We start from the raw sequence: 20,302 nt of genomic DNA, 5'->3' as shown, positions 1-20,302 counted from the left end.
CCGCACCAACCGCCATTGCGCCCACAGGGGCACGAGGGGCTGTTCCGCCGACCGGAACACGGCCGGGCCGTGCACCTTTTTGCCGAGCCCGGCGACGCTCAGGCCCGGGCGGCCCGACCGTGCGCATCGCCCATGCGCACGGCCAGCGCTGCCGCACAGGCCAGCATGGCCAGCAGGACCACGCCGGACCAGCCCCAGCGGGCGATGGCCAGGGCGCCGAGCGCGGAACCCGCGGCCATGCCGATGAACACGCCGGTGAACAGCAGGGCATTCAGCCGGCTGCGCGCGGCGGGCTCCAGGCCATAGACGAGGGTCTGGTGGGCCACCAGCGCCGCCTGGATGCCGAAGTCGAAGCCGATGGCACTGGCCACCAGCAGGCCGAGCTGTGCCCAGCCGGGGAGCCAGTGCGCGGCCAGCAGCGAGGCGAACGACACCAGGGCAAGCCCCGATCCCAGTTGCGTGACCAGGCCGGGCCCGCGGCGGTCGGCCAGCCGGCCGGCCAGGGGCGCGGCGAGCGCGCCGGCCGCTCCGGCAAGGCCGAAGGCTCCCGCCGCCGCGCTGCCCCAGTGGAACTCGCTGTGCAGCATCACCGCGAGCGTGGACCAGAAAGCGCTGAACGCCACTGACAGCAGCCCCTGCGCGAGTGCCGCGCGGCGCAGCGGGCGCTGCGACCGCCACAGCCCGGCCATGGAGGCGAGCAGCGCGCCGTATCCCAGGTGGGTGGTGGGCGCGAAGCGCGGCAGCCAGCGCCAGGCGGCCGCGCCCAGCAGCGCGACTGCGGCGGCCGCGGCGCCATACACGGCGCGCCAGCCGAAGGCCGCCGCGCCCAGGCCGCTCACCACCCGCGACAGCAGGATCCCCAGCAGCAGGCCGGTCATCACCGTGCCTACCACCTTGCCGCGCGCATGCGGGGCCGCCACGGTGGCCGCGGCCGGGACCACGTCCTGCGCGAGCGTGGCGGACAGGCCGATGGCCAGGCTGGCGGCCAGCAGCGCGGCGATGCTGGGAGCCATGGCGCTGGCCAGCAGCGCCGCGGCGAGCATCGCGGCCTTGGCCAGGATGATGCGGCGCCGGTCGTACCGGTCGCCCAGCGGGGCGAGCAACAGGATGCCCAGTGCATAGCCCAGTTGCGTGAGGGTGGGCACGAAGCCGACGGAGTGCCCGTCCGCGTGGATGTCCGGGCCCAGCACGCCGAGCATCGGCTGGCTGTAGTAGAGCGACGCTGCGCTCACGCCGGCGATGGTGGCCAGCAGGAGAACCAATGCCGCCGGTACCCCGGCGGGCTGCGCGGTGCCGCCAGGAGCTGCCGGGGCCACGCCGGCGGAGTTATGCGCGGGATGAATGGAAGTCATAGGAATACGCCTGGGAAAGACAATGGCTGCAGTGTTCCCGGTCCTTAGGATATGCGGTAGCCTGCCGGCGCGCAGATCAGATATACGCCAAACGCATGACAAATCCGTCCCTGCTCCTGAACGGTGCCGACCGCATCGAATTGCTGCAGACCTTCGTCCGCATCGTGGACAGCGGCAGCCTGTCCGCGGCGGCGCGGCAGCTCGGCACCACCCAGCCCACCGTCAGCCGGCGCCTGCAGGCGCTGGAGCGCGGCATGGGCCTGCGGCTGCTGCAGCGCTCCACCCACGGCATGAAGCTCACGGAAGATGGCGAGCGCTGCTTCACCCACGCCAGGGAACTGCTGGCGCAGTGGCAGGCCATGGAATCGGACCTGCGCGGCGCGCACGACACGCCCCGCGGCCTGCTGCGCGTGCAGGCGCCGCATGCCTTCGGGCAGGACCAGTTGATCGTGCCACTGGCGGCCTTCCTGCGCCGGTACCCCGAGGTCTCGGTGGAATGGCTGCTGCACGACCGCCAGCCGGACTTCATCGCCGACGGCATCGACTGCGCTATCCAGGTGGGGCCGCTGCGGGATCCGTCCGTGGTCGCCACCCACGTGGCCGAGGTGCCCCGCATCGTGGTGGCCTCGCCAGGCCTGCTGGAGGCACACGGCGGCGCGCCGCCGCACCCGCAGGGCCTGGGCGCCCTGCCCTGGCTGGCCCTGCGCACCTATTACCTGCGTGAGGTGGAATTGCATCCCGAGGCCGACCAGGCCCCTGCGCCCGCTGCCGCGGCGAAGCCGGACGGTACAGCCGGACCGCAGTCCATCGCCATCCGCCCGAGGATGGCCACCGACAGCCTCCATGCACTGCGCAATGCGGCACTGGCGGGCCTGGGCGCGGCCCTGGTGTCGGCCTGGGTGGTGCAGGACGACCTGCGCGCGGGCCGCCTGGTGCATGTCGTGCCGGGCTGGATGGCCCAGCCCCTGCCCATGCACCTGGTCTATCCACCCACGCGCCATCCGCCGGCACGCCTGCGCGTCTTCCTGGAGGCGATGCGCGAAGCGATTCCGTCGCTCGCCGGCCTGCAGGCGCGGCGCGTGGCACCATCCAGCCCCTCCTTGCGACCACGACGATGAGCGACACCCCCACCCCTTCTTCCCTTCCGGACCTGGCCCCGCTGCGCCAGCGGACGGCCCGCGCCGACTCCGCCCCCGTTCGCATCCTCATGGTCTGCATGGGCAACATCTGCCGCAGCCCCACGGCCCACGGCGTGCTCGAGACAATGGCCGCGGACGCGGGCCTGGGCGGAAGGATCGAGGTGGACTCTGCCGGCACGCACGACTACCACGTGGGCGAGCCACCCGACGAACGCGCCCAGGCCCATGCGCGGCGCAGGGGCTACGACCTGTCCGCCCAGCGCGCACGCCACCTGGGCCGCCGGGACTTCGAGGATTTCGATCTCGTGCTGGTCATGGACGCCAACAATGAGGCCGCGGCGCGCGCACTGTGCCCGCCTGCACGGCGCAGCCGCCTGCACCGCCTGACCGATTTCCGCCAGGCCCTGCCGGCGCGCGAGGTGCCGGATCCGTACTACGGTGGGGCCGACGGTTTCGAGCACGTGCTGGACGTGGTGGAGGATGCATGCGCGGGCCTGCTGGCGGCGCTGCGCCCGGCCTGACGCGCCTGCGAGACGTCCTCCGCCCGTTGTAGCGCCCTCCTGCCGGTACTCAGGGCGCCGTACCCCCGGGCTGCAAAGCGGCCACAGGCCCGGGCCCGCGTTCGGCAAGCCCGCCGCCCAGCGCCTTGTAGAGCGCCACCGCATTGCCGAGCTCCGCGCGGCGCAGGTCCAGCAGCGCCTGCTGCGCGGCATACTGCTGGCGCCGGGCGTCCAGCAGCTCCAGCCGCCCTTCCGTGCCCGCCCGGTAGCGCAGCTCCGACAGTTCCACGCGCCGCGTGGCACTGGCCACCGTGCGCGCCTGGGCGTCGATCTGCCGGCCATAGGTGGCCGCTCCCGCGAGCGCATCGGCCACCTCGCGGAAGGCGACCTGGATCGCCCGTTCGTACTGAACCACCGCCTCGGAGCGCCGCACCTGTGCCAGGCGCAGTTCGCCGCGCAGGCGCCCGCGGTCGAACAGCGGCTGGGTGATCTGCGGTGCGAAGCGCCAGGTGCCCCAGCCCGCATCGAACAGGCCGCCCAGCGAATCGCTGGCACGGCCGACGGACGCGGTGAGCGCGATCCGCGGAAAGAACGCCGCCCGCGCCGCGCCGACATCGGCATGAGCGGCCACGAGCGCCTGCTCAGCCTGCAGCAGGTCCGGCCGCGCCAGCAGCAGGCCGGAGGGCAGCCCCGCCGGCAGGCGGGCAGCGACGGGCCGCGCCTCCAGCGGCATCGGCTCCGGCAGGCCGGCGGGTGGATCGGAGCCCAGCAGCAGCCGCAGGGCGTTGTCCGCCTGGTCGAGCGCACGCTGGCGGGCCTCCAGGTCGGCCTCCGCGGAGGCGACCTGCCCTTCGGCCTGCACCACGTCCAGCCCGCTGTTCTGCCCGGCCTGCCGCCACAGCCGCGCCAATTCCAGGGACTGCCGCCAGTCGGCGAGCGTGCGCCCGGTGAGACGGAGCTGCTCCTGCGCCAGCCGCTGGGCGAAATACGCGTCCGCCACCGCGCCCACCAGGGCGATCCGCGCGGCGCGGTGGCCGTGCTCGCTGGCCAGGTACCGCGCCAGCGCCGCATCGGACAGCGAGCGGACGCGGCCGAACAGGTCCAGCTCGAAGGCGCTCACGCCCACGCTCAAGGCCGCCTGCCCGGAGACTGCCGCGCCTGCACCTGCACCTGCACCTGCACCTGCACCTGCACCTGCACCCGCGACCCCGGCCGCACCGGATCCGGTGCCGGCGCGGGCCCCGCGCTCGCGCGATGCGGAAGCGTCCAGCGCCACCTCGGGCCAGCGCGCGGAGCGCTGGATGCGGTACTGTGCCTGCACGGCTTCGGCCTGCAGCGCCGCCAGCCGCAGGTCGCGGTTGTGCTCCAGCGCGGCCGCGATCAGCCGCTGCAGGCGCGGGTCTTCGAACATGTCGCGCCAGCCCAGTTCGGACGCGGCGACATCCGGACGCACGGCGGTGCCCGGCGGGGGCGCGGCAGCGGCGGCGGCGCCAGCACGGCTGCCGTAGTCCGGGAAGGCCGCCGGCACCGGCGGGGCCGGCCGCTCCAGCGGAGGGGCCAGCGTGCAGGCGGACAGCAGTGCCAGGAGAGGCATCATCGCAACGGTACGCATGGCTCACTGCCCTCCCGTGGTGGGTGCGCCGGGTGTACCGGCCGGTGCCGGAAGGGCCTCCGGCGGACTGCGGCGCGCGCGCCACGCGGCCACGCGCTCCTGCAGCCCCATCACGAAGACGAAGAACACCGGCACGAAAAACACCGCCAGCACCGTGCCGCTCACCATGCCGCCGAACACGCCGGTGCCGATGGCGTGCTGCGTCTCGGCGCTGGCGCCCGAGGCGAGCATCAGCGGTACCACGCCGAGTGCGAAGGCCAGCGAGGTCATCAGGATCGGCCGCAGACGCAGCCGCGCCGCGGTGACCGCCGCATCGAGCAGCCCGCGACCGTCCGCGTGCAGCTGTCGGGCGAACTCCACGATCAGGATCGCGTTCTTGGCCGAGAGTCCGATGATGGTGATCATGCCGACCTTGAAGAACACGTCGTTGGGCATGCCGCGCAGCATCACCGCCGCCACCGCCCCGACCAGCCCTAGCGGCACCACCAGCATCACCGCCAGCGGGATGGACCAGCTCTCGTAGAGGGCCGCCAGCACCAGGAAGACCACCAGGGCCGACAGCGCCATGAGCAGCGGTGCCTGCGCGGCCGACTGGCGCTCCTGCAGCGACTGCCCCGTCCACGCCGCGGCGAAACCGAGCGGCAGCTGCGCCACCAGGCGCTCCATCTCCGCCATGGCCGCACCGCTGGAAACGCCGGGCGCCGCGCCGCCTGCGATGCGTGCGGCGGTAAAGCCCTGGAAGCGCATCATCTGCTGGGGCGACTCGGTCCAGACCGGGGTGGCCACCTCGCCCAGCGGCACGAGGCCGCCCGCGGCATTGCGCACGCGCAGCTTCAGCACGTCGCCGAGCTGCATGCGCGCGGGGGCGTCGGCCTGCACGATCACCTGCTGCATGCGTCCGGCGTTCGGGAAATCGTTGACGTAGGCCGAGCCCATCGCGGCCGAGAGCGTGGTGCTGATCGCATTGAACGACAGCCCCATGGCCTCGGCCTTGCGGCGGTCGATGTCCAGGCGCACGCTGCCCCCCGGCGGCAGGCCGTCGGGATAGACGTTGCGCAGCAGCGGGCTCTGCGCGGCCAGTTCCATGAGCCGGGCCTGCGCGGCCGCCAGGGCCTCCGCCCCGCGGCCGGCGCGGTCCTGCAGGAACATCGTGAAGCCGGAGGAGGTTCCCAGCTCGTCGATGGCGGGCGGCAGCAGGCTCATCACCGTGCCTTCCGGCGTGTGGCGCATCGCCTCCTGGGCCCGCTCCGATTCATCGCGCGCGCTGGCGCCGTCGCGCTGGTTCCAGTCCTTGAGCATGGTGAACGCCATCGCGGCATTCGGCCCCGAACCCGAGAAACTGAACCCCTGGATCACCAGGTTGGACGCCAGGCCCGGGCGGGAGCCCACGTGCGATTCGAAGGCCTTCACCACATCCAGCGTGCGCTCGCTGGTGGCGCCCGTGGGCAACTGGATGGAGGTCATGAAATAGCCCTGGTCCTCCTCGGGCAGGAAGGACGAAGGCAACTGGCGCGCCGCCAGCACCAGCACCGCGCAGACCAGCGCGAAAGCTATCATCATGCGGCCGCTGCGCCCTGCCAGGCGCGCCACGCGGGCCGCGTAGCCCTGCGACAGGCGCTCGAAGCCGCGGTTGAAGGCACCGAAGAAGCCGCGCCGCTCGTGGTGGCCCGGATCGACCGGCCTCAGCAGCGTGGCGCAGAGCGCGGGCGTGAGCGTCAGGGCCAGGAAGGCCGAGAACAGGATGGACACGGCCATCGACAGCGTGAACTGCCGGTAGATGACGCCCACCGATCCGGTGGCGAAGGCCATGGGAATGAACACGGCGGTGAGCACCAGGGTGATGCCGACCACCGCCCCGGTGATCTCCCGCATGGCCCGTACCGTCGCGTCCCGCGGCGACAGGCCCTCCGCGGCCATCAGCCGCTCGACGTTCTCCACCACCACGATGGCGTCATCCACGATGATGCCGATGGCCAGCACCATGCCGAACATGGTCAGCACGTTGATCGAGAAACCGGCCACCAGCATCACGGTGAACGTGCCGAGCAGCGCGATGGGCGCCACGATGGCCGGGATCAGCGTGTAGCGGACGTTCTGCAGGAACAGGAACATCACCGCGAACACCAGCACCATCGCCTCCAGCAGCGTGTGGAGCACTTTCTCGATGGAGATCTTCACGAAGGGCGCGGTATTGAACGGCACCGACACCTCCATGCCCGCGGGCATGGTGCGCGCCAGTTCGTCCAGCCGGTCCTGCACAGCCTGCGCGGTGCGCACTGCGTTCGCGCCGGGCGAGAGCTGGATGGCGGCACTGGTGGCCACCCGCCCGTTCTCGCGGTTGGCGAAGGCGTACGACTGCGCGCCCAGCTCCACCCGGGCGACGTCGCCCAGCACCACCTTCGAGCCGTCGGTGCCGGCCTTGAGCACGATCGCCGCGAACTGCTCCGGCGTGGACAGCTGGCCCTGTACCGTGAGCGGCACGGTGACGCGCTGGCCCGGCAGCGTCGGCGCATCGCCCACCCGCCCGGGGGCGACCTGCGCGTTCTGCTGCTCGATGGCCTGGGTGACATCGCCCATCGCCAGGCCGTAGGACAGCAGCCGGGCCGGATCCACCCAGACCCGCATCGCCTGTTCGGCGCCGAACAATTGCACGCGGCCCACGCCGTCGATGCGGCGCAGCTCCTGCACGATGTTGCGGGCCATGTAGTCGTTGAGCCCCACCTCGTCGTAGCGGCCGTCGCGCGAGGTCATGCCGACCAGCATCAGGAAGCCGGACGAGGCGGATTCCACCTGCAGGCCGCTCTGGCGCACGGCCTGCGGCAGGCGCGGCTCCACGGCCTTGATGCGGTTCTGCACATCCACCTGCGCCAGTTCCGGGTTGGTGCCCGGCTTGAAGGTGGCAGTGATCTGCGCCGAGCCCGAGGTATCGACCGACGACTCGAAGTACAGCAGGTTCTTGACACCCGAGAGCTCGCGCTCGATCAGGCTCACCACGGAATCGTTCAGGGTCTGGGGCGTGGCGCCCGGATAGGACGCGAACAGGCTCACGGCCGGCGGCGCCACCGCCGGGTAGCGCGCGATCGGCAACTGCGGAATGGCGATGGCGCCGAACAGCACGATGAACAGGGCAATCACCCAGGCGAACACCGGGCGGCGAATGAAGAACTGGGGCATGGCTCGGCTCGGTGTTCAGCGGCTGGCCGCGGGCGCGGGGGACGATGCGGGTACGCTCGCGGACGCGGCTGCCGCGCCGGGCACCGCCCAGTCGCGCGGCTGCACTTCCGCGCCGTCGGTCAGGCGCTCCGCACCCTCCACCACCACCTGCTGCCCTTCCTGCAGCCCGGCCGCGATGCGGTAGCGCCGGTCCACCAGTTCACCCAGCTGCACGGGCACCGCATGCGCGCGCCGCTGTGCATCGACCACCCAGACGCTGGCCTGGCCGCCCGTGCGCACCACCGCCTGCTGCGGCACCGTGAGCGCCCGGGCATAGGCCGCCCGCGGCACGCGCGCCTGCACGAACATGCCGGGCAGCAGGCGCCGCTGCGGGTTGTCCACCAGGATGCGCAGCAGCACCTCGCCGGTGCCGGCATCCACCGTGATGCCGGAAAACAGCAAGCGCCCCTGCATCCCGAAGGGCTCGCCATTGCCGCGCAGGATCTGCACGGGGGCCTCCGGCGCGCCGCCTTCCGGCCGCGCCGCCGCCCGCAGGCCGTCCAGCGCCGACGCCGGCTGGCGCACGTCCACGTACACCTGCCCGATCTGGTGGATGCGCGCCATGGGCGAGGCATCGGTGGGCGAGACCAGCGCGCCTTCCGTCACCAGCGCCTGGTCCACCCGCCCCGCGATCGGCGCCTCCACCGTCGCGAAGCGCAGGTCCAGCCGCCGGCGCGCGAGCGTGGCGCGGGCCTGCGCCACCTCGGCTGCGGCCTGGTCGCGCTGCGAGACCGCGTCGTCATAGGCCTGCCGGCTCACGGCATCGGCCTGCACCAGCGGCTCCAGCCGTTCGGCCTGCAGGCGTGCCCGGGCCCAGGCCGCCTGCGCGCGCTGCAGCGCCGCCTCCGCCAGGTCGGCATCGGCCTGGAACGGCGCGGGGTTGATCCGGAAGAGCGCCGCGCCCTGCCGGATCTCCGCGCCCTGCTCGAACAGCCGGCGCTGCACGATGCCCCCGACCTGTGGCCGGATCTCCGCCGTGCGCACCGCGGCCACGCGGCCGGGCAGGTCGTCGGCCACCACGAGATCGCCGGGCACCAGCGTGGCCACGGACACCTGCACCGGCGGCGCGGGGGCGTCCTGCGCCTCGTCGGTGCCGCAGCCCGCCAATACCAGCGCGGCCAGCGCCGCCGCCATCATCGCGGCCTGCCGCCGTCGGGGGGTGTGCATATCCAGGGAATCCTTCGCGTGCGAAAAAGGCGCTACTGTGGCGCCCCACGGCTGCGAAGGATTGGGCGTTGTGTGGAGATGCGATGGAGCCGGAAAATCTCGGTAGAGTGCGCTGCGTGTCGATCCCACCCCACCGCATCTTCCGGGAATCCGCGTCCCAGGCGCTCGTGCTCATCGCGGAGGACGAGCCCGAAATCGCCGAGATCCTCGCCGCCTACCTGGCGCGCGACGGACTGCAGACCGTGCATGCGCCGGACGGCCAGGCCGCGCTCGCGATGCACCAGGCACTCAAGCCCGACCTCGTCCTGCTCGACGTGCAGATGCCCCGCGTGGACGGCTGGAAGGTGCTCAGCGAAATCCGCCACCGCGGCGACACGCCCGTGGTCATGCTGACGGCCATGGACCAGGACATCGACAAGCTCATGGGCCTGCGCATCGGCGCGGACGACTACGTGGTCAAGCCCTTCAACGCCGCCGAGGTCGTGGCCCGCGTGCAGGCAGTGCTGCGCCGCAGCCGGGGCGCCGGGGGCGGCGCGAACGCCCAGGCGGTGCTGCGCGCCGGCATCTTCCAGATCGACCCCGAGACCCACGAGGCCAGCGTGCACCTGGACGGGCAGCGCCACCTGCTGGACCTGACGCTCACCGAATTCAAGCTGCTCGCCTGCCTCATGCGCTCGCCCCGCCGCGTCTTCACCCGGCTCGAACTGCTGGAAGCCTGCCTGCCCGAGGGCGACACCCTGGAGCGCACGGTGGACAGCCACATCAGCAAGCTGCGCAAGAAGCTCGAGCCGCTGGGCGTGGAGGGCCTTCCCGTCAGCGTGCGCGGCGTGGGCTACCGCCTGGGGAGCGGCGAATGAGCAGCACCCCCGGCCTGCGCCGGCAGGTCATGCTGTCGCTGGGCGTCATGGCCCTGGGCATCATCCTGATCTCGGTGATCGGCTCCTACGGCTTCTATTCCGTGCTCATGGCCTATTCGCCGTCGAGCATTTCCGAAACCTGGGTGCCGTCGCGGGTGGAGCTGGCCTGGATGCTGGCCACCCTGCTCGCCGCGCTGGCCATCGCCATCGCCGTCGCCGTTCGGCTCTCGCGCCGCATCCTCGCGCCGCTGAACGCCGTGGCCGAAAGCCTGCGCAAGGTGGCCCAGGGCGACCTGCAGGCCCGCGCCGCCACGGACGAGCACTCCATGGGAGAGACCGCCCAGCTGGTGCGCGACTTCAACGCCATGGCCGAACGCCTGCAGGCCATGGAAAAGCAGCGCACCTTCTGGAACGCCGCCATCGCCCACGAACTGCGCACCCCCGTCACCATCCTGCACGGGCGCCTGCAGGGGCTGACGGAAGGCGTCTTCGAGCCGCGGCCCGAGCTGTTCCAGGGCCTGCTGCGCCATGTGCAAGGCCTGAGCCGGCTGATCGAAGACCTGCGCATGCTGGGCCTGCGCGACAGCGGGCACCTGGAACTGGAGCAAATGCAGGCGGACCTCGCGCAGGAAGTCGCCTCCGTCGTGCATGCCTTCGGGCCGGACCTGCATGCGCGCGGCTTCACCGTGCAGGCCGACATCGCATCGCCCTGCACCGTGACCTGCGACCCCGTGCGCATCCGCCAGGCCCTGATCGCCCTGCTGGAAAACGTGCGCAAGCATGCCGACCCGGGCCTGGTGCGCATCCACGCCCGCGTGGCGGACGGCCAGTGCCACCTCGGCGTGGAAGACGAGGGCCCGGGCATGAGCGAGGAACTCGCCGCCCAGGTCTTCGAGGCCTTCCACCGCGGAGACCCCACCCGCCCACAGCAGGCCGGCGGCAGCGGCCTGGGCCTGGCCGTGGTCAAGGCCATCGCGGAGGCCCACGGCGGCCACGCCACCTGCCAGGCCGCGCCCGGCGGAGGCTCCGTGCTCTCCCTGCACTGGCCCACGTGAAAGTAGCGCTAGAATCCAGCCCGTCGTGCGCCGCAATGGCGCCACGCGCGGGTGTAGTTCAATGGTAGAACGGCAGCTTCCCAAGCTTCATACGAGGGTTCGATTCCCTTCACCCGCTCCAGTTTTCCTCCCCCCTTCCGCGGGCGCACCGCCCTCCTGCCGCAGGCCGCCCCGCCCCAGGCAGGCCCACACGGCCAGCGCCGTCACGGCCGTCACCACCGCCAGGCCCTGCGCCAGCCGCGAAAACGCCGCTTCGTAAGCCTCCACCAGCATGTGCGGGGCCACCGCCGGCACCAGGGCCATCGCATCCTCCAGCCGCCCCGCCCCCAGCAACTGCGCCACCGGCTGCCCCTGCGCGGCGCCGGGCAGCCGGGCCTGGATCAGCCCCGCCAGCACGGAACCGACCACCGCCAGCGCCACCCCCTCGCCCGCCACCCGCGTGGTGCTGAACATCCCCGCCGCCATGCCCGCGCGCTCCGGCGGCACCACGCTGACGGCGAGGCCATCCATCAATCCCCAGGGCAGGCTGATGCCCGCACCGATCACCACCATCGCCGGCAGGGCCTGCAGCCCCGTCCGCGCCGCCGCCAGCCACAGCAGCCCGGCCGCGCAGGCCAGCAGGCCCACGCCACACAACCCGGCCGGTAACCAGCGGCGCGCCAGCCGCCCGGCCGCGAGCGGCAGCACCAGCAACGGCGCCGACAGGGCCGCCATCATCCATCCCGCACGGCCCGCGCCCATCCCTTCGATGCCCGCGAAACGCATCGGCAGCAACACCAGCAGCACGACGAAGGCATAGGCCGGCGCAGCGGCCAGCAACTGGATACCGAGAAAGCGCCGGTAGCGCAGCAGCGACAGATCCAGCAACGGCGCGGTGCCCCGCTGCTCGATGCGCGCGAAAACGGCGAACAGCAGCCCTGCCACCGCGAGGCCGCCGATCACACGGGGATTTGCCCATCCCGCCTGCGCCGCCACCAGCACGGCGCAGGTCAGCACGCTGAGCGCCAGCGTGAACGCCATCGCGCCGCCCGTGTCGAAAGCGTGCATCGCAGGGGCCCGGGTCTCCCGCAACGCGCCCCGGCCCAACAGCACCGCCACGCCCATGGCCCCCATCACCAGCCCGAAAATCGCCCGCCACCCGAACGCCCCCGCCAGCGCACCGGCCGTGACCGGCCCCAGCACCAGCCCGACGCCGAACGCCGTGCCCAGCCAGCTGAACGCGCGGGTGCGGGCCTCGCCCTCGAACTCCTGGGCCAGCGCAGCGGCACCGCCCGCGAACACCGCCGCCCCCGCCAGCCCCTGCAGGCCCCGCAGCGCGTTGAATACCGCCATGCCCGTGGCGAACGGCAATGCCGCCGACGCCACCAGGAACAGCCACGCCCCCGCCAAAAACACCCGGCGCCGCCCGATGCGGTCCGCCAGCGCCCCGGCCGCCAGCAGGCAGCTGCCGAAGGCCAGCATGAAGGCATTCGTCACCCAGGCCAGCGACGCGGCGGACGCATGCAGCGCATCGGCGATGCCGCCCAGGGCCACGGCCGGCCCGGTGAACACCATCGGCATCGTCGCCGAAGCCATGCAGACGCAGGCGAGCACACGCAGGCGCCGGCCGCGGTCGGGATCGGGCGGGGTGCCGGGGGACGCCAGCGAGAAAGTCGGGGTGTCGGAGGACAGTTGGGACATGGTGGAAGAGCGCCCGGAGGCGGCACAGGAATGCGAAACGGCCAAGAAAGGAAGGACCAGGCCACAGCACCAAGCGGTGCCGGCCCCGATGCGGCGAAGATAGAACTTCCGCATTCGATGAAAAACAGGCCTCGCCTCCGATCAATCCGGAAGAAAATTCCGCAATCAATGCGCTTCAGCGCAGTCCCAGCAAAACCCAGGCCGCAATCCCATGGACACCCCCTCCAGCCTCTCCGCCCTCCTGGCCTTCGTGCGCACTGCGGAGCTGGGCAGCTTTGTCGCGGCCGGCCGCGCGCTCGGCATCTCGGCCTCGGCCGTCGGCAAGGCTGTCGCGAAGCTGGAACAGGAACTGGGCGTGCGCCTGCTCCAGCGCAGCACCCGCCGCATCGCCCTGACGGAAGAAGGCCGGCAGTTCCACGAACGCTGCCGCCGCATCCTGGACGACCTGGACGACGCCCGCGCCATGGTGTCGCAGTCGGCCGCCGCGCCGCGCGGCCGCCTGCGGGTGAGCGTACCCATCGTCGCCTACCACCTCCTCCTGCCCCGGCTGCCGGAGTTCCTGGAGCGCTACCCCGAGGTGGAACTGGACATCGACTTCAACGACCGCATCGTGGACCTGATCGGCGAAGGCGTGGACATCGCCATCCGCAGCGGCGACCTGCCCGATTCGCGGCTCAGGAGCCTGCCCCTGCGGCACTACCGGTCCCTGCTCTGCGCATCGCCCGACTACCTGGCGCGGCGCGGCACCCCGGCCACCGTGGGCGACCTCGCGGACCACGACGGCATTGCGTTCCGCTATCCCAATTCAGGGCAGTGGCTGCCCTGGCCGCTGCCGGAAACCGGCGGGGCCACCGCGCCAGAAGAGCCGCCTCCACCGCTGTCGATGTTGTCGTCGGCGCCATCGCCATCCCCCCTGCCCCGCCTGCGCCGGGTCCTCGGATTCAACAACATGGAGGCCGTGCGCGGCGCGACGCTGGGCGGCCTGGGGATCGGGTGCATGCCGGATTTCCTGGTGGAGGGGCCTTTGCGGGAAGGGGCCTTGCGGCAGGTGCTGCCGGATCCGGAGCGACGGCCGGCGGGACGGTTCCGGGCGGTGTGGCCGGCGAGCCGGCAGTTGTCGCCGAAGGTGCGGGTGTTTGTGGATTTTTTGAGGGGGAGGTTGGGGGATGAGGGCCGGTAAGGCATCCAGCTGCGCCGCCCCGCTGGCGCTCGGCAAACGCTCCTTCGGGTCAGCACCATTCCTGGTGACCTGCAAAACCCTGAGCCTCTCTCCCAATGATTGGTACGGCTACAGGGAGCAGGTCAGAGAAGTTCAGCTTTCGCTTTGGAAGCGCTTGTAGAAGTCCCTGTCCTCCCAGTCGTCCTCAAAGGCCGCCATGATGGCCGTCATCAACGTTGCCATCTTTGGAGCGTAGAAGGCGCGGTGCTCTTGCTCCGCGAACGCAAGTACTTCTGGCCATCGCAGCACATGCATGCTGTAAGCGATGGCAGTGCTAGGCAGCAAGGCTTCCTGCCTCTCTCGACCGAAGCGATAGGCGCCCATCACGTCAATGAGGCGTTGAGCCAGCTCTGCCCTATGTGCTGGATGTGCCTCTAGGAAGCCCAGCACCTCTTCGTACAAGGGCTCCAACTCATCTTCACCGAGAGTCGGCCCCGCCAACTGAGCAACTCTCTTGCTCAGCGCGTCGAATTCATCAAGCACTTGGTTCTTCATTTGGCCACCCACTTTCGCAACTTGAAGTCGTAGACCTTATCTTGATACGCCCCGCTAGGAACCTTGAAGCCATAGTCAGTAAATGCCTTCACTGCTGCAGACTGAGCCGCCGGGCCTTGCGGCAAGTAGTGCCCTGAAGCGTTGTCGATGAACTTGACCTCACCCCAAAACACCTTGCCTTCGCCAGCGGCAAGAACGTTCTCTCCACGGGCCAAGTCCACGTGCCCATACGAGAAGTCCTTCGGCCTAGGCGCAATCACCAGCCCGCCATCTTCCTTGACCACGTACAGGATGTTTTTCGGCATCCTCAACGCCTGCTCAGGAGTCAACGCGGGGACCGACCGCAACTCAATCGCATCCTCCGAGAAGCGGTTCGGGAAGGTCACAACCTCATCTGGAGAATTGAAGGCTCGGAACGCCGACCTGTACGATGGCCCTGCATACCCGCTGCTTGGCAGGACGCTCTTAGGCGCAGACCCACTCGAACCGCCGAATGCCATTGACACCACACCCAGACCCAGCATCTCGGGACTGTTGACCGTTTCACCAGGCCGCATCAGCCCGCGGCTCGCGCCGGCCTCATGCAGGCTCAGTGCAGCACCTTGCAGCCATAACTGCTGCTCATTCGAGCCTGCACTCCCCATGGCGGACCGAACCTCACCCAGCGCTCCCAGCAACTGTTCGCGCGTCAGGTCCTTGCTGTACGCCAGGTTGTTGGCTCTATCAACCACCCCGCGCACATCGAGAGAGCCTCCTGCTGTGCCCGCACCGCCCACATGCCACACAGGCCCGCCTTCGCCGGTCCTACCGCTCCAGGCACCGACCTGCAGCGAGTCCCAGTACGCGCGCTGTTCGGCCGCAGCGATGGCCGCACGATTGCCGCTTTCAGCCGCAATCAAGCGCCCACCCAGGCGAGCGCCGCTCATGTCGTCCAGGTCTACATACAGCTCCTGGCCTGACTGGACCACCGGCATGCCCTTGGCATCGAACGAGAGTTGACCGCTGCTTACAAGCTGACCATACATCGCGCGCTGCTGCTGCTCGTTGAAGCCCATCGCGGCCATTGCCGCGAGCGGCCCTTGGCCCTCGCCGATAGTAACGGTGCGACGGCTTCCGTTGTACGTGTCACTCGCCACATCCATTCCGTTTCGGTAGCCATACGCGCTGGCCGGATTGAACGCATCGCTCTCCATGTCCATGCCATTGCGATAGCCATAGGCCGAGGCTGGATTGAAGTTGTCGCTTTCAATGTCCGCGCCATTGCGGTAGCCGTAGGCGCTTGCGGGGTTGTAGTTGTCGCTCTCGATGTCGGACCCGTTGCGGTAGCCGGCATCCGACCACGGACCTTGCCCTTGAGTTTCGGGCCGCGAGGCCTCCGCGAGGCTGCTACCCAACGCATGGCCAAATGCATCAGTCGCCACCTGCTGCACGCGGACACGCCCGCCCTTCAGCACCGCGGTGGTCATCCCTGCAGCGAAGCCCGACACGGTTCCGCGGGCCAACCCCGTCGCGAAATCGCTTCCCCAGCTTCCGAACGCGTTGGCTTTGTCCAGAGCGCTGCCCACGGTAGCTCCCACGCCGGCGCCAATGGCGCCAGCCACCACCCCCTTCCAGTCGAAGCGTGGCTGCAGGCCCAGCACGGTGCCGATGCCTTGGGAGATCGTGCCCGAGACAGCCTGCTTCATCGCCGCATTGCCGAAGGTGCCCAGGTCGGGCAACCAGCTGGGGTTGCCCAATCCCGCGGTCACTCCGCTACTCACGGCTGCGAGCCCCACGCTTTTCCAATTGAAGCCCTTCTGCGCGCCAATGGCGATGCCGACGGCCTGGCTGGCGACCGATCCCACGGCTCCGGCGATCGCTCCTTCGGCGATGGTCATGCCTCCGGGCAACATGGCCTGGGCGCCGGCCACGAGCGTCTCGCCCAAGGCTCCGGAAGCCCCGGTGAGCAACCCCGCCGTGTAGATCGTCGCGACCACTGCGATGACGATCATGATGATCGCCCCGATCCCCCCGCACCCGCCCCCGTTCGCCGGCACCGGCAACACCGGATCCATGCTCCCCATCGCCTGGCTCGGGTCGTACGGCTGGAACGTCGTAAGCGTCCGGTGAACCCCACCTTGAGGTAAGCGCGGTTCAGCGCAGCTTGCGGATCACCATGTTGGCCGCATTGATTCCGAAGCCCTTCGGGTCGAACGGGCCGCCCCACCAAGACCAGTAGTCGGCGTGCTGCTCATGCTGCGGGTCAAGCATGGCCTGCAGGAAGTCCCTGTAGCCCGGTGGGCCTCCGACGTCCTCCGGCGGGCAGGCGTTCTCACCGGCCAGGCACATCGGCCAGCCGTTGCGGCTCTCCTGGATCGGCTGCCGCTCCTCGACCGTGATGCGATGATCCCACCCGTCGCCAAAGTCGTAGCTGTACATGAACTCGTTGACCAGTTCGCCCAGCACCGCGCCGATGGTGAACTTGCGCTCGTCCCGCATGTGACCACTGCCCGCCCATTCGTCGTCCGGGATGCCGTAGCGTTGCCGCTCGATGTGCCAGTCGTGCAGATGGCTGTTGGTCCAGCCCATGGCGGCCTGCACGATGCGGTCGAGCTTGGCAAGCTTGACGCTGTCGGGTACGAGGATGCGCCGCCAGATCAGGGGCTCGATGTGCTGCAGCTCAATGCGCAGCTGGTAGGCGATGCGGGGCTGGGCGCGCTGGAACTTGGTGCTCATCCGGCCAGTGTCGCAGCACCAGCTCGCCATCGGTGCGGCAGCAAGTCGCCAATGCGGCTGGCTGACGTCGTCGGCATCCGCTGCAGCACGTCGCGGATGTAGGCGTAGGGATCAAGCCCATTGAGCTTGGCCGAATGGATCAGGCTCATCACGGCCGCAGCCCGTTTGCCGGCGCGCAAGCTCCCGGCGAAGAGCCAGTTCTGCCGCCCCAGCGCGATGGGGCGGATGCGGTTCTCCACCCAGTTGTTGTCGATGGGCAGGTCGCCGTCGTCGAGGTAGCGCGTCAGCGCCACCCAGCGTTTGAGGCTGTAGTCGATAGCTCGGGCGGTGGCTGAGCCATCCGGCACGCGCTGGCGCTGCTGTCGTAGCCACTGATGCAGCGCATCGGCCAGCGGCCGGGCCGCCTGTCTAGCCTCATGCCGGGCTTGTCTGCCGGCGTTGGCGACCCCGCGCTCGACCTCGTAGAGCTGGCCGAAGAACTTTAGTGCCTGCTCGCCGACTTGGCTGCCGTGGTTGGCCCAGAGCTCGTGGAACTTGCGCCGCGCATGGGCCATGCACCCGACCTCGGTCACACCCAGCTCGAAGCAGGCCTTGTAGCCGGCGAAGTCGTCGCAGACGAGATGGCCCCGCCAGCCGGATTGAGCTGGCGTCCCTGGTAACCCCAGGAACCCGCGGGCATGCTGGCCGCCACGGCTGTCCGCGAAGTCGAAGACCACGGCCTGCAGCGGGCTGAACTGCGTCGTGCAGTAGCTCCATAGGTAGGCGCGGTGCGTCTTGCCATGGCCCGGCTTGAGCATCGCCACCGGCGTCTCGTCCGCGTGCAGCACGCCCTGGCTGAGCAGTTCCCGGGTAAGCGCGTCCACCAGCGGCTGCAGTTGTACGCCACATTCGCCCACCCATTGCGCCAGCGTCGAGCGCGCGATGGCGTGTCCGGCACGCTCGAAGATGGCCTCCTGGCGGCACAGCGGCAGGTGGTCGAGATACTTGGCGACGAGGACCTGGGCCAGCAGGCCGCTGCTCGGCAGGCCCTTGTCGATGACGTGCGGCGCAACCGGCGCCTGCACGATGCGCTCGCAGCACTTGCACACCCACTTGCCGCGGATGTGGCGCTCTACCGTGAACACGCCCGGCTGGTAGTCCAGCTTCTCGGCAACGTCCTCGCCGATGCGCCGCATGGTCTGGCCACATCCGCAGGTGGTGTTCTCGGGTTCGTGGCACACGTCGCGGCGCGGCAGGTGCGCCGGCAGCTTCTCGCGCCGGGGCTGCTGGCGCTCGCCGGCAGGCCGAGCGGGCTGCAAGGCTTCGATCTCGGCGGCCACGGCTGCCAGGTCGGCATCCAGCGTCTCGTCCAGCAGGCTCTTCTGCTCGGCGCTGAACCTCTCGCTCTGCGCCGCGAACTTCAAGCGCTTGAGCATCGCGTTCTCGTGGGTGAGCTTGTCGAGGACGGCCTGCTTGAACGCCACCTCGGAGCGCGCCACGCGCAAGGCGTCGCGCAGTTGTTGGGCATCGAGGGTGTCGAGGTCGTCGGAGATAACGAGAAGGGATCGTGCCGCAGCGATGCCGCGCGCGCCATCGGCACATGCCGCAATTGCACGTGCGGCTACAGCAGCGTGATGACGCCCGCTTCGCCGACGCGCTGCCAGGGTAGCCCCAGCACCAAGGCATCGAACTGGGCGCGGTTCAGGCTCAAGGTGCCGGATACGTCGCAAGGCCAGACGAAGCGGCCGGCATTCAGGCGCCGCGCGGCCAGCCACACGCCTATGCCGTCATGGACCAACACCTTCATCCGGTTGGCCCGGCGGTTGGCGAACAGATAAGCATGGTGCGGCCGTGCTGCGCCGAAGACGGAGACCACCCGCGCCAGGGCGGCCTCGGTGCCGGCCCGCATGTCCAGCGGCTCGACCGCCAGCCACAGCGCATCCACCCGGATCAACGCAGCATCTCGCGCAGCCAAGTGCCGCAAGATGCTGCGCTCGCCATCGGCCAGCGCACCTGCACGGCGACCGGGCCGCGTTGCAGGTCAACCTCGATGAACCGGGGCATCTCGACGGCTGGCGGTGTCTCCGGCACGACGCTCACCGGCACGAACGCACTGGCGATGGCGACATCACGATCCAGGGCCGCCAAGCGCCTCCACTTGTGGACGAGGTTGGCGTTCAGGCCATGGCTCATCGCCACCTTGGCCACCGAAGCGCCAGGCGCGGCGCATTCGGCCAGGACTTGCCGCTTCAGTTCCGGGTCGTGGCGCCGGCGCGTGTCCGGCTTGGCGTCAGGCATGGTGTCCACCTATCTCGTTTGGTGGACACCATCCTGGCTGGTCCCGCCTCAGCGTTCAAGATGGGTTCGCCGGACGCTTACGGAGCGGCAGCTTCATGCCGACGACATCGGCGAACAGTTGGGCATTTCCCGATCCAATGTGAGCATCGGGCTCAAGGAACTGCAGTCGTGGGGGCTGGTGCGGTGATGTTGCCCCCGTATTCCCGGTCCCGTCCTATTCGCAATAAAGCGTCTGGTCCACCGATGGCTCCAGCCGCACCCGGGCGGCCTGCTGCCGCCTGAACTCACGAGGCGAACACATTTTCAGCGACGAGTGTGGGTGCACCTCGTTGAAGTGCTCGAAGGCAGCCGGCAGTTGGGCCAGCACCGTCCTTGCATCACGCAGGTCCATGCGGGCCACGTAGTCCCGTTTGAAGGTGTTGACGAAGCTCTCGGCAATCCCGTTGCTCTGCGGGCTGCACACGGGCGTGTGGATGGGTTTCAGGCCCAACGTGCGTGCCAGCGCCCTCGTCTCGGCGGCGATGTAGGCCCCGCCGTTGTCGCTCAGGAACTCCAACTCCTGGCCTGCCGGCACCGCCTCTACTGCACCGAAGCGACGCTCGACCGCTTCGATGAGCATCTCGCGTACCGGCTCGCCGGGCAGTCCCTTGCCCTCCCAGGCCCTCCAGGCCATGACCTCGCGGTCGCAGCAGTCCTTGGTGAAGGTAGCCGTCACAGTCTGACCCGAGTCGCACTTGATTTCCAGGCCATCAGAACACCAGCGCAGGTCGCTGCGCGAGACCGCCACCCGGCCCTCATGAGTGCGGGCGGACTGGCGTCGGCGTGGCGCCTTGGGCAGCAGCAGGCCGGCCCCGGCCATCACGCGATAGACGCGCTTGGCATTGACTCTGGGAGCACCCTTCGCAGCGCGCTGGCGGTTGACCAAGGCACAGGCACGCCGGTAGCCGTAGCTGGGAAGCTCTGCAATTTCCTGCCGCAGCTCAGCGAGCAGTTCGGCATCACCACAGGGCGTACGGTGCCT

General features: G+C 70.1%; 17 protein-coding genes, 1 tRNA gene and 1 pseudogene. 7 read left to right on the top strand and 12 right to left on the bottom strand.

The genetic code is table 11. The features are described from left to right. Window positions 1-98: 98 nt before the first annotated feature. Window positions 99-1,352, bottom strand: coding sequence for an MFS transporter (locus T336_RS0105090; protein ID WP_026431727.1), 1,254 nt, complete (start codon window positions 1,350-1,352; stop codon window positions 99-101). Window positions 1,353-1,447: 95 nt separating this feature from the next. Here T336_RS0105090 and T336_RS0105085 point away from each other — a divergent pair, with 95 nt between their 5' ends. Continuing rightward, window positions 1,448-2,470, top strand: coding sequence for a LysR family transcriptional regulator (locus T336_RS0105085; RefSeq protein WP_026431726.1), 1,023 nt, complete (start codon window positions 1,448-1,450; stop codon window positions 2,468-2,470). 89 nt (window positions 2,471-2,559) lie between these two features. Further along, a complete protein-coding gene (locus T336_RS0105080; protein WP_026431725.1) occupies window positions 2,560-3,012 on the top strand; it encodes a low molecular weight protein-tyrosine-phosphatase in 453 nt (150 codons plus the stop codon). 49 nt (window positions 3,013-3,061) lie between these two features. Here the strand turns inward: T336_RS0105080 and T336_RS0105075 are convergent, their stop codons facing one another. Genes T336_RS0105075 through T336_RS24770 form a run of 3 tightly spaced genes read right to left on the bottom strand, consistent with a single transcriptional unit; the run spans window position 3,062 to window position 8,983 of the window. Further along, window positions 3,062-4,603 (bottom strand): efflux transporter outer membrane subunit, encoded by a 1,542-nt coding sequence (locus T336_RS0105075; protein WP_026431724.1) that lies wholly within the window; start codon window positions 4,601-4,603, stop codon window positions 3,062-3,064. 3 nt (window positions 4,604-4,606) lie between these two features. After that, the gene (locus tag T336_RS0105070) at window positions 4,607-7,777 is read right to left on the bottom strand and encodes a multidrug efflux RND transporter permease subunit (RefSeq protein ID WP_026431723.1); all 3,171 of its coding nucleotides are present in this window, start codon (window positions 7,775-7,777) and stop codon (window positions 4,607-4,609) included. A 15-nt stretch (window positions 7,778-7,792) separates the two neighbouring features. Continuing rightward, window positions 7,793-8,983 carry an efflux RND transporter periplasmic adaptor subunit gene (locus T336_RS24770; RefSeq protein ID WP_035225335.1) on the bottom strand — a complete coding sequence of 397 codons (1,191 nt, stop codon included), beginning with the start codon at window positions 8,981-8,983 and terminating at the stop codon, window positions 7,793-7,795. Window positions 8,984-9,066: 83 nt separating this feature from the next. Here T336_RS24770 and T336_RS0105055 point away from each other — a divergent pair, with 83 nt between their 5' ends. From T336_RS0105055 to T336_RS0105045, 3 genes are all read left to right on the top strand, one after another. Continuing rightward, a complete protein-coding gene (locus T336_RS0105055; protein WP_013595092.1) occupies window positions 9,067-9,840 on the top strand; it encodes a response regulator in 774 nt (257 codons plus the stop codon). Next, window positions 9,837-10,895 (top strand): ATP-binding protein, encoded by a 1,059-nt coding sequence (locus tag T336_RS0105050; protein WP_026431721.1) that lies wholly within the window; start codon window positions 9,837-9,839, stop codon window positions 10,893-10,895. Before T336_RS0105055 ends, T336_RS0105050 begins: the two co-directional genes overlap by 4 nt. Before the next feature lie 47 nt (window positions 10,896-10,942). Beyond that, window positions 10,943-11,016, top strand: a tRNA-Gly gene (locus tag T336_RS0105045). Here T336_RS0105045 and T336_RS25715 read toward each other — a convergent pair. Then, a complete protein-coding gene (locus T336_RS25715; RefSeq protein ID WP_051647064.1) occupies window positions 10,983-12,575 on the bottom strand; it encodes an MFS transporter in 1,593 nt (530 codons plus the stop codon). The two genes, T336_RS0105045 and T336_RS25715, sit on opposite strands and share 34 nt — an antisense overlap. A 211-nt stretch (window positions 12,576-12,786) precedes the next feature. On the opposite strand from T336_RS25715, the gene T336_RS0105030 reads away from it, so the two are divergent. Beyond that, complete coding sequence (locus tag T336_RS0105030) at window positions 12,787-13,755, top strand: LysR family transcriptional regulator (RefSeq protein WP_026431718.1); 969 nt, start codon at window positions 12,787-12,789, stop codon at window positions 13,753-13,755. Between the two features lie 132 nt (window positions 13,756-13,887). Here T336_RS0105030 and T336_RS0105025 read toward each other — a convergent pair whose 3' ends face one another. The 6 genes from T336_RS0105025 to tnpA form a co-directional block, all read right to left on the bottom strand. Further along, on the bottom strand, window positions 13,888-14,289 hold the full coding sequence (locus T336_RS0105025; RefSeq protein ID WP_035225333.1) for a hypothetical protein: 402 nt from the start codon (window positions 14,287-14,289) through the stop codon (window positions 13,888-13,890). Then, window positions 14,286-16,280 (bottom strand): hypothetical protein, encoded by a 1,995-nt coding sequence (locus tag T336_RS0105020; protein WP_156957792.1) that lies wholly within the window; start codon window positions 16,278-16,280, stop codon window positions 14,286-14,288. Before T336_RS0105020 ends, T336_RS0105025 begins: the two co-directional genes overlap by 4 nt. 142 nt (window positions 16,281-16,422) lie before the next feature. Further along, the gene (locus tag T336_RS0105015; RefSeq protein WP_026431715.1) at window positions 16,423-17,004 is read right to left on the bottom strand and encodes a plasmid pRiA4b ORF-3 family protein; all 582 of its coding nucleotides are present in this window, start codon (window positions 17,002-17,004) and stop codon (window positions 16,423-16,425) included. Continuing rightward, on the bottom strand, window positions 17,001-18,563 hold the full coding sequence (tnpC, locus tag T336_RS0105010) for an IS66 family transposase (RefSeq protein WP_026431714.1): 1,563 nt from the start codon (window positions 18,561-18,563) through the stop codon (window positions 17,001-17,003). Before tnpC ends, T336_RS0105015 begins: the two co-directional genes overlap by 4 nt. Window positions 18,564-18,604: 41 nt before the next feature. Next, window positions 18,605-18,958 (bottom strand): IS66 family insertion sequence element accessory protein TnpB, encoded by a 354-nt coding sequence (gene tnpB, locus T336_RS0105005; protein ID WP_156957791.1) that lies wholly within the window; start codon window positions 18,956-18,958, stop codon window positions 18,605-18,607. Next, window positions 18,934-19,281, bottom strand: a complete 348-nt coding sequence (gene tnpA / locus T336_RS0105000; RefSeq protein WP_035225358.1) for an IS66-like element accessory protein TnpA — start codon at window positions 19,279-19,281, stop codon at window positions 18,934-18,936. Before tnpA ends, tnpB begins: the two co-directional genes overlap by 25 nt. Between tnpA and T336_RS27585 the strand changes: the two are divergent. Beyond that, window positions 19,280-19,465, top strand: a pseudogene (locus T336_RS27585) (hypothetical protein); the annotation flags it as partial. The gene tnpA and the pseudogene T336_RS27585 overlap by 2 nt on opposite strands. 30 nt (window positions 19,466-19,495) lie before the next feature. On the opposite strand, the gene T336_RS0104995 reads toward T336_RS27585, so the two are convergent. Beyond that, the coding region (locus tag T336_RS0104995) for an IS3 family transposase (RefSeq protein ID WP_026431711.1) at window positions 19,496-20,302 on the bottom strand (807 nt) is incomplete at its 5' end.

It is taken from the genome of Paracidovorax oryzae ATCC 19882, from assembly GCF_000687165.1.
Lineage (GTDB): Bacteria > Pseudomonadota > Gammaproteobacteria > Burkholderiales > Burkholderiaceae_C > Paracidovorax > Paracidovorax oryzae.
Note: the sequence above shows the minus strand (reverse complement) of the source record. Positions and strands in the feature narration are given on the sequence as shown.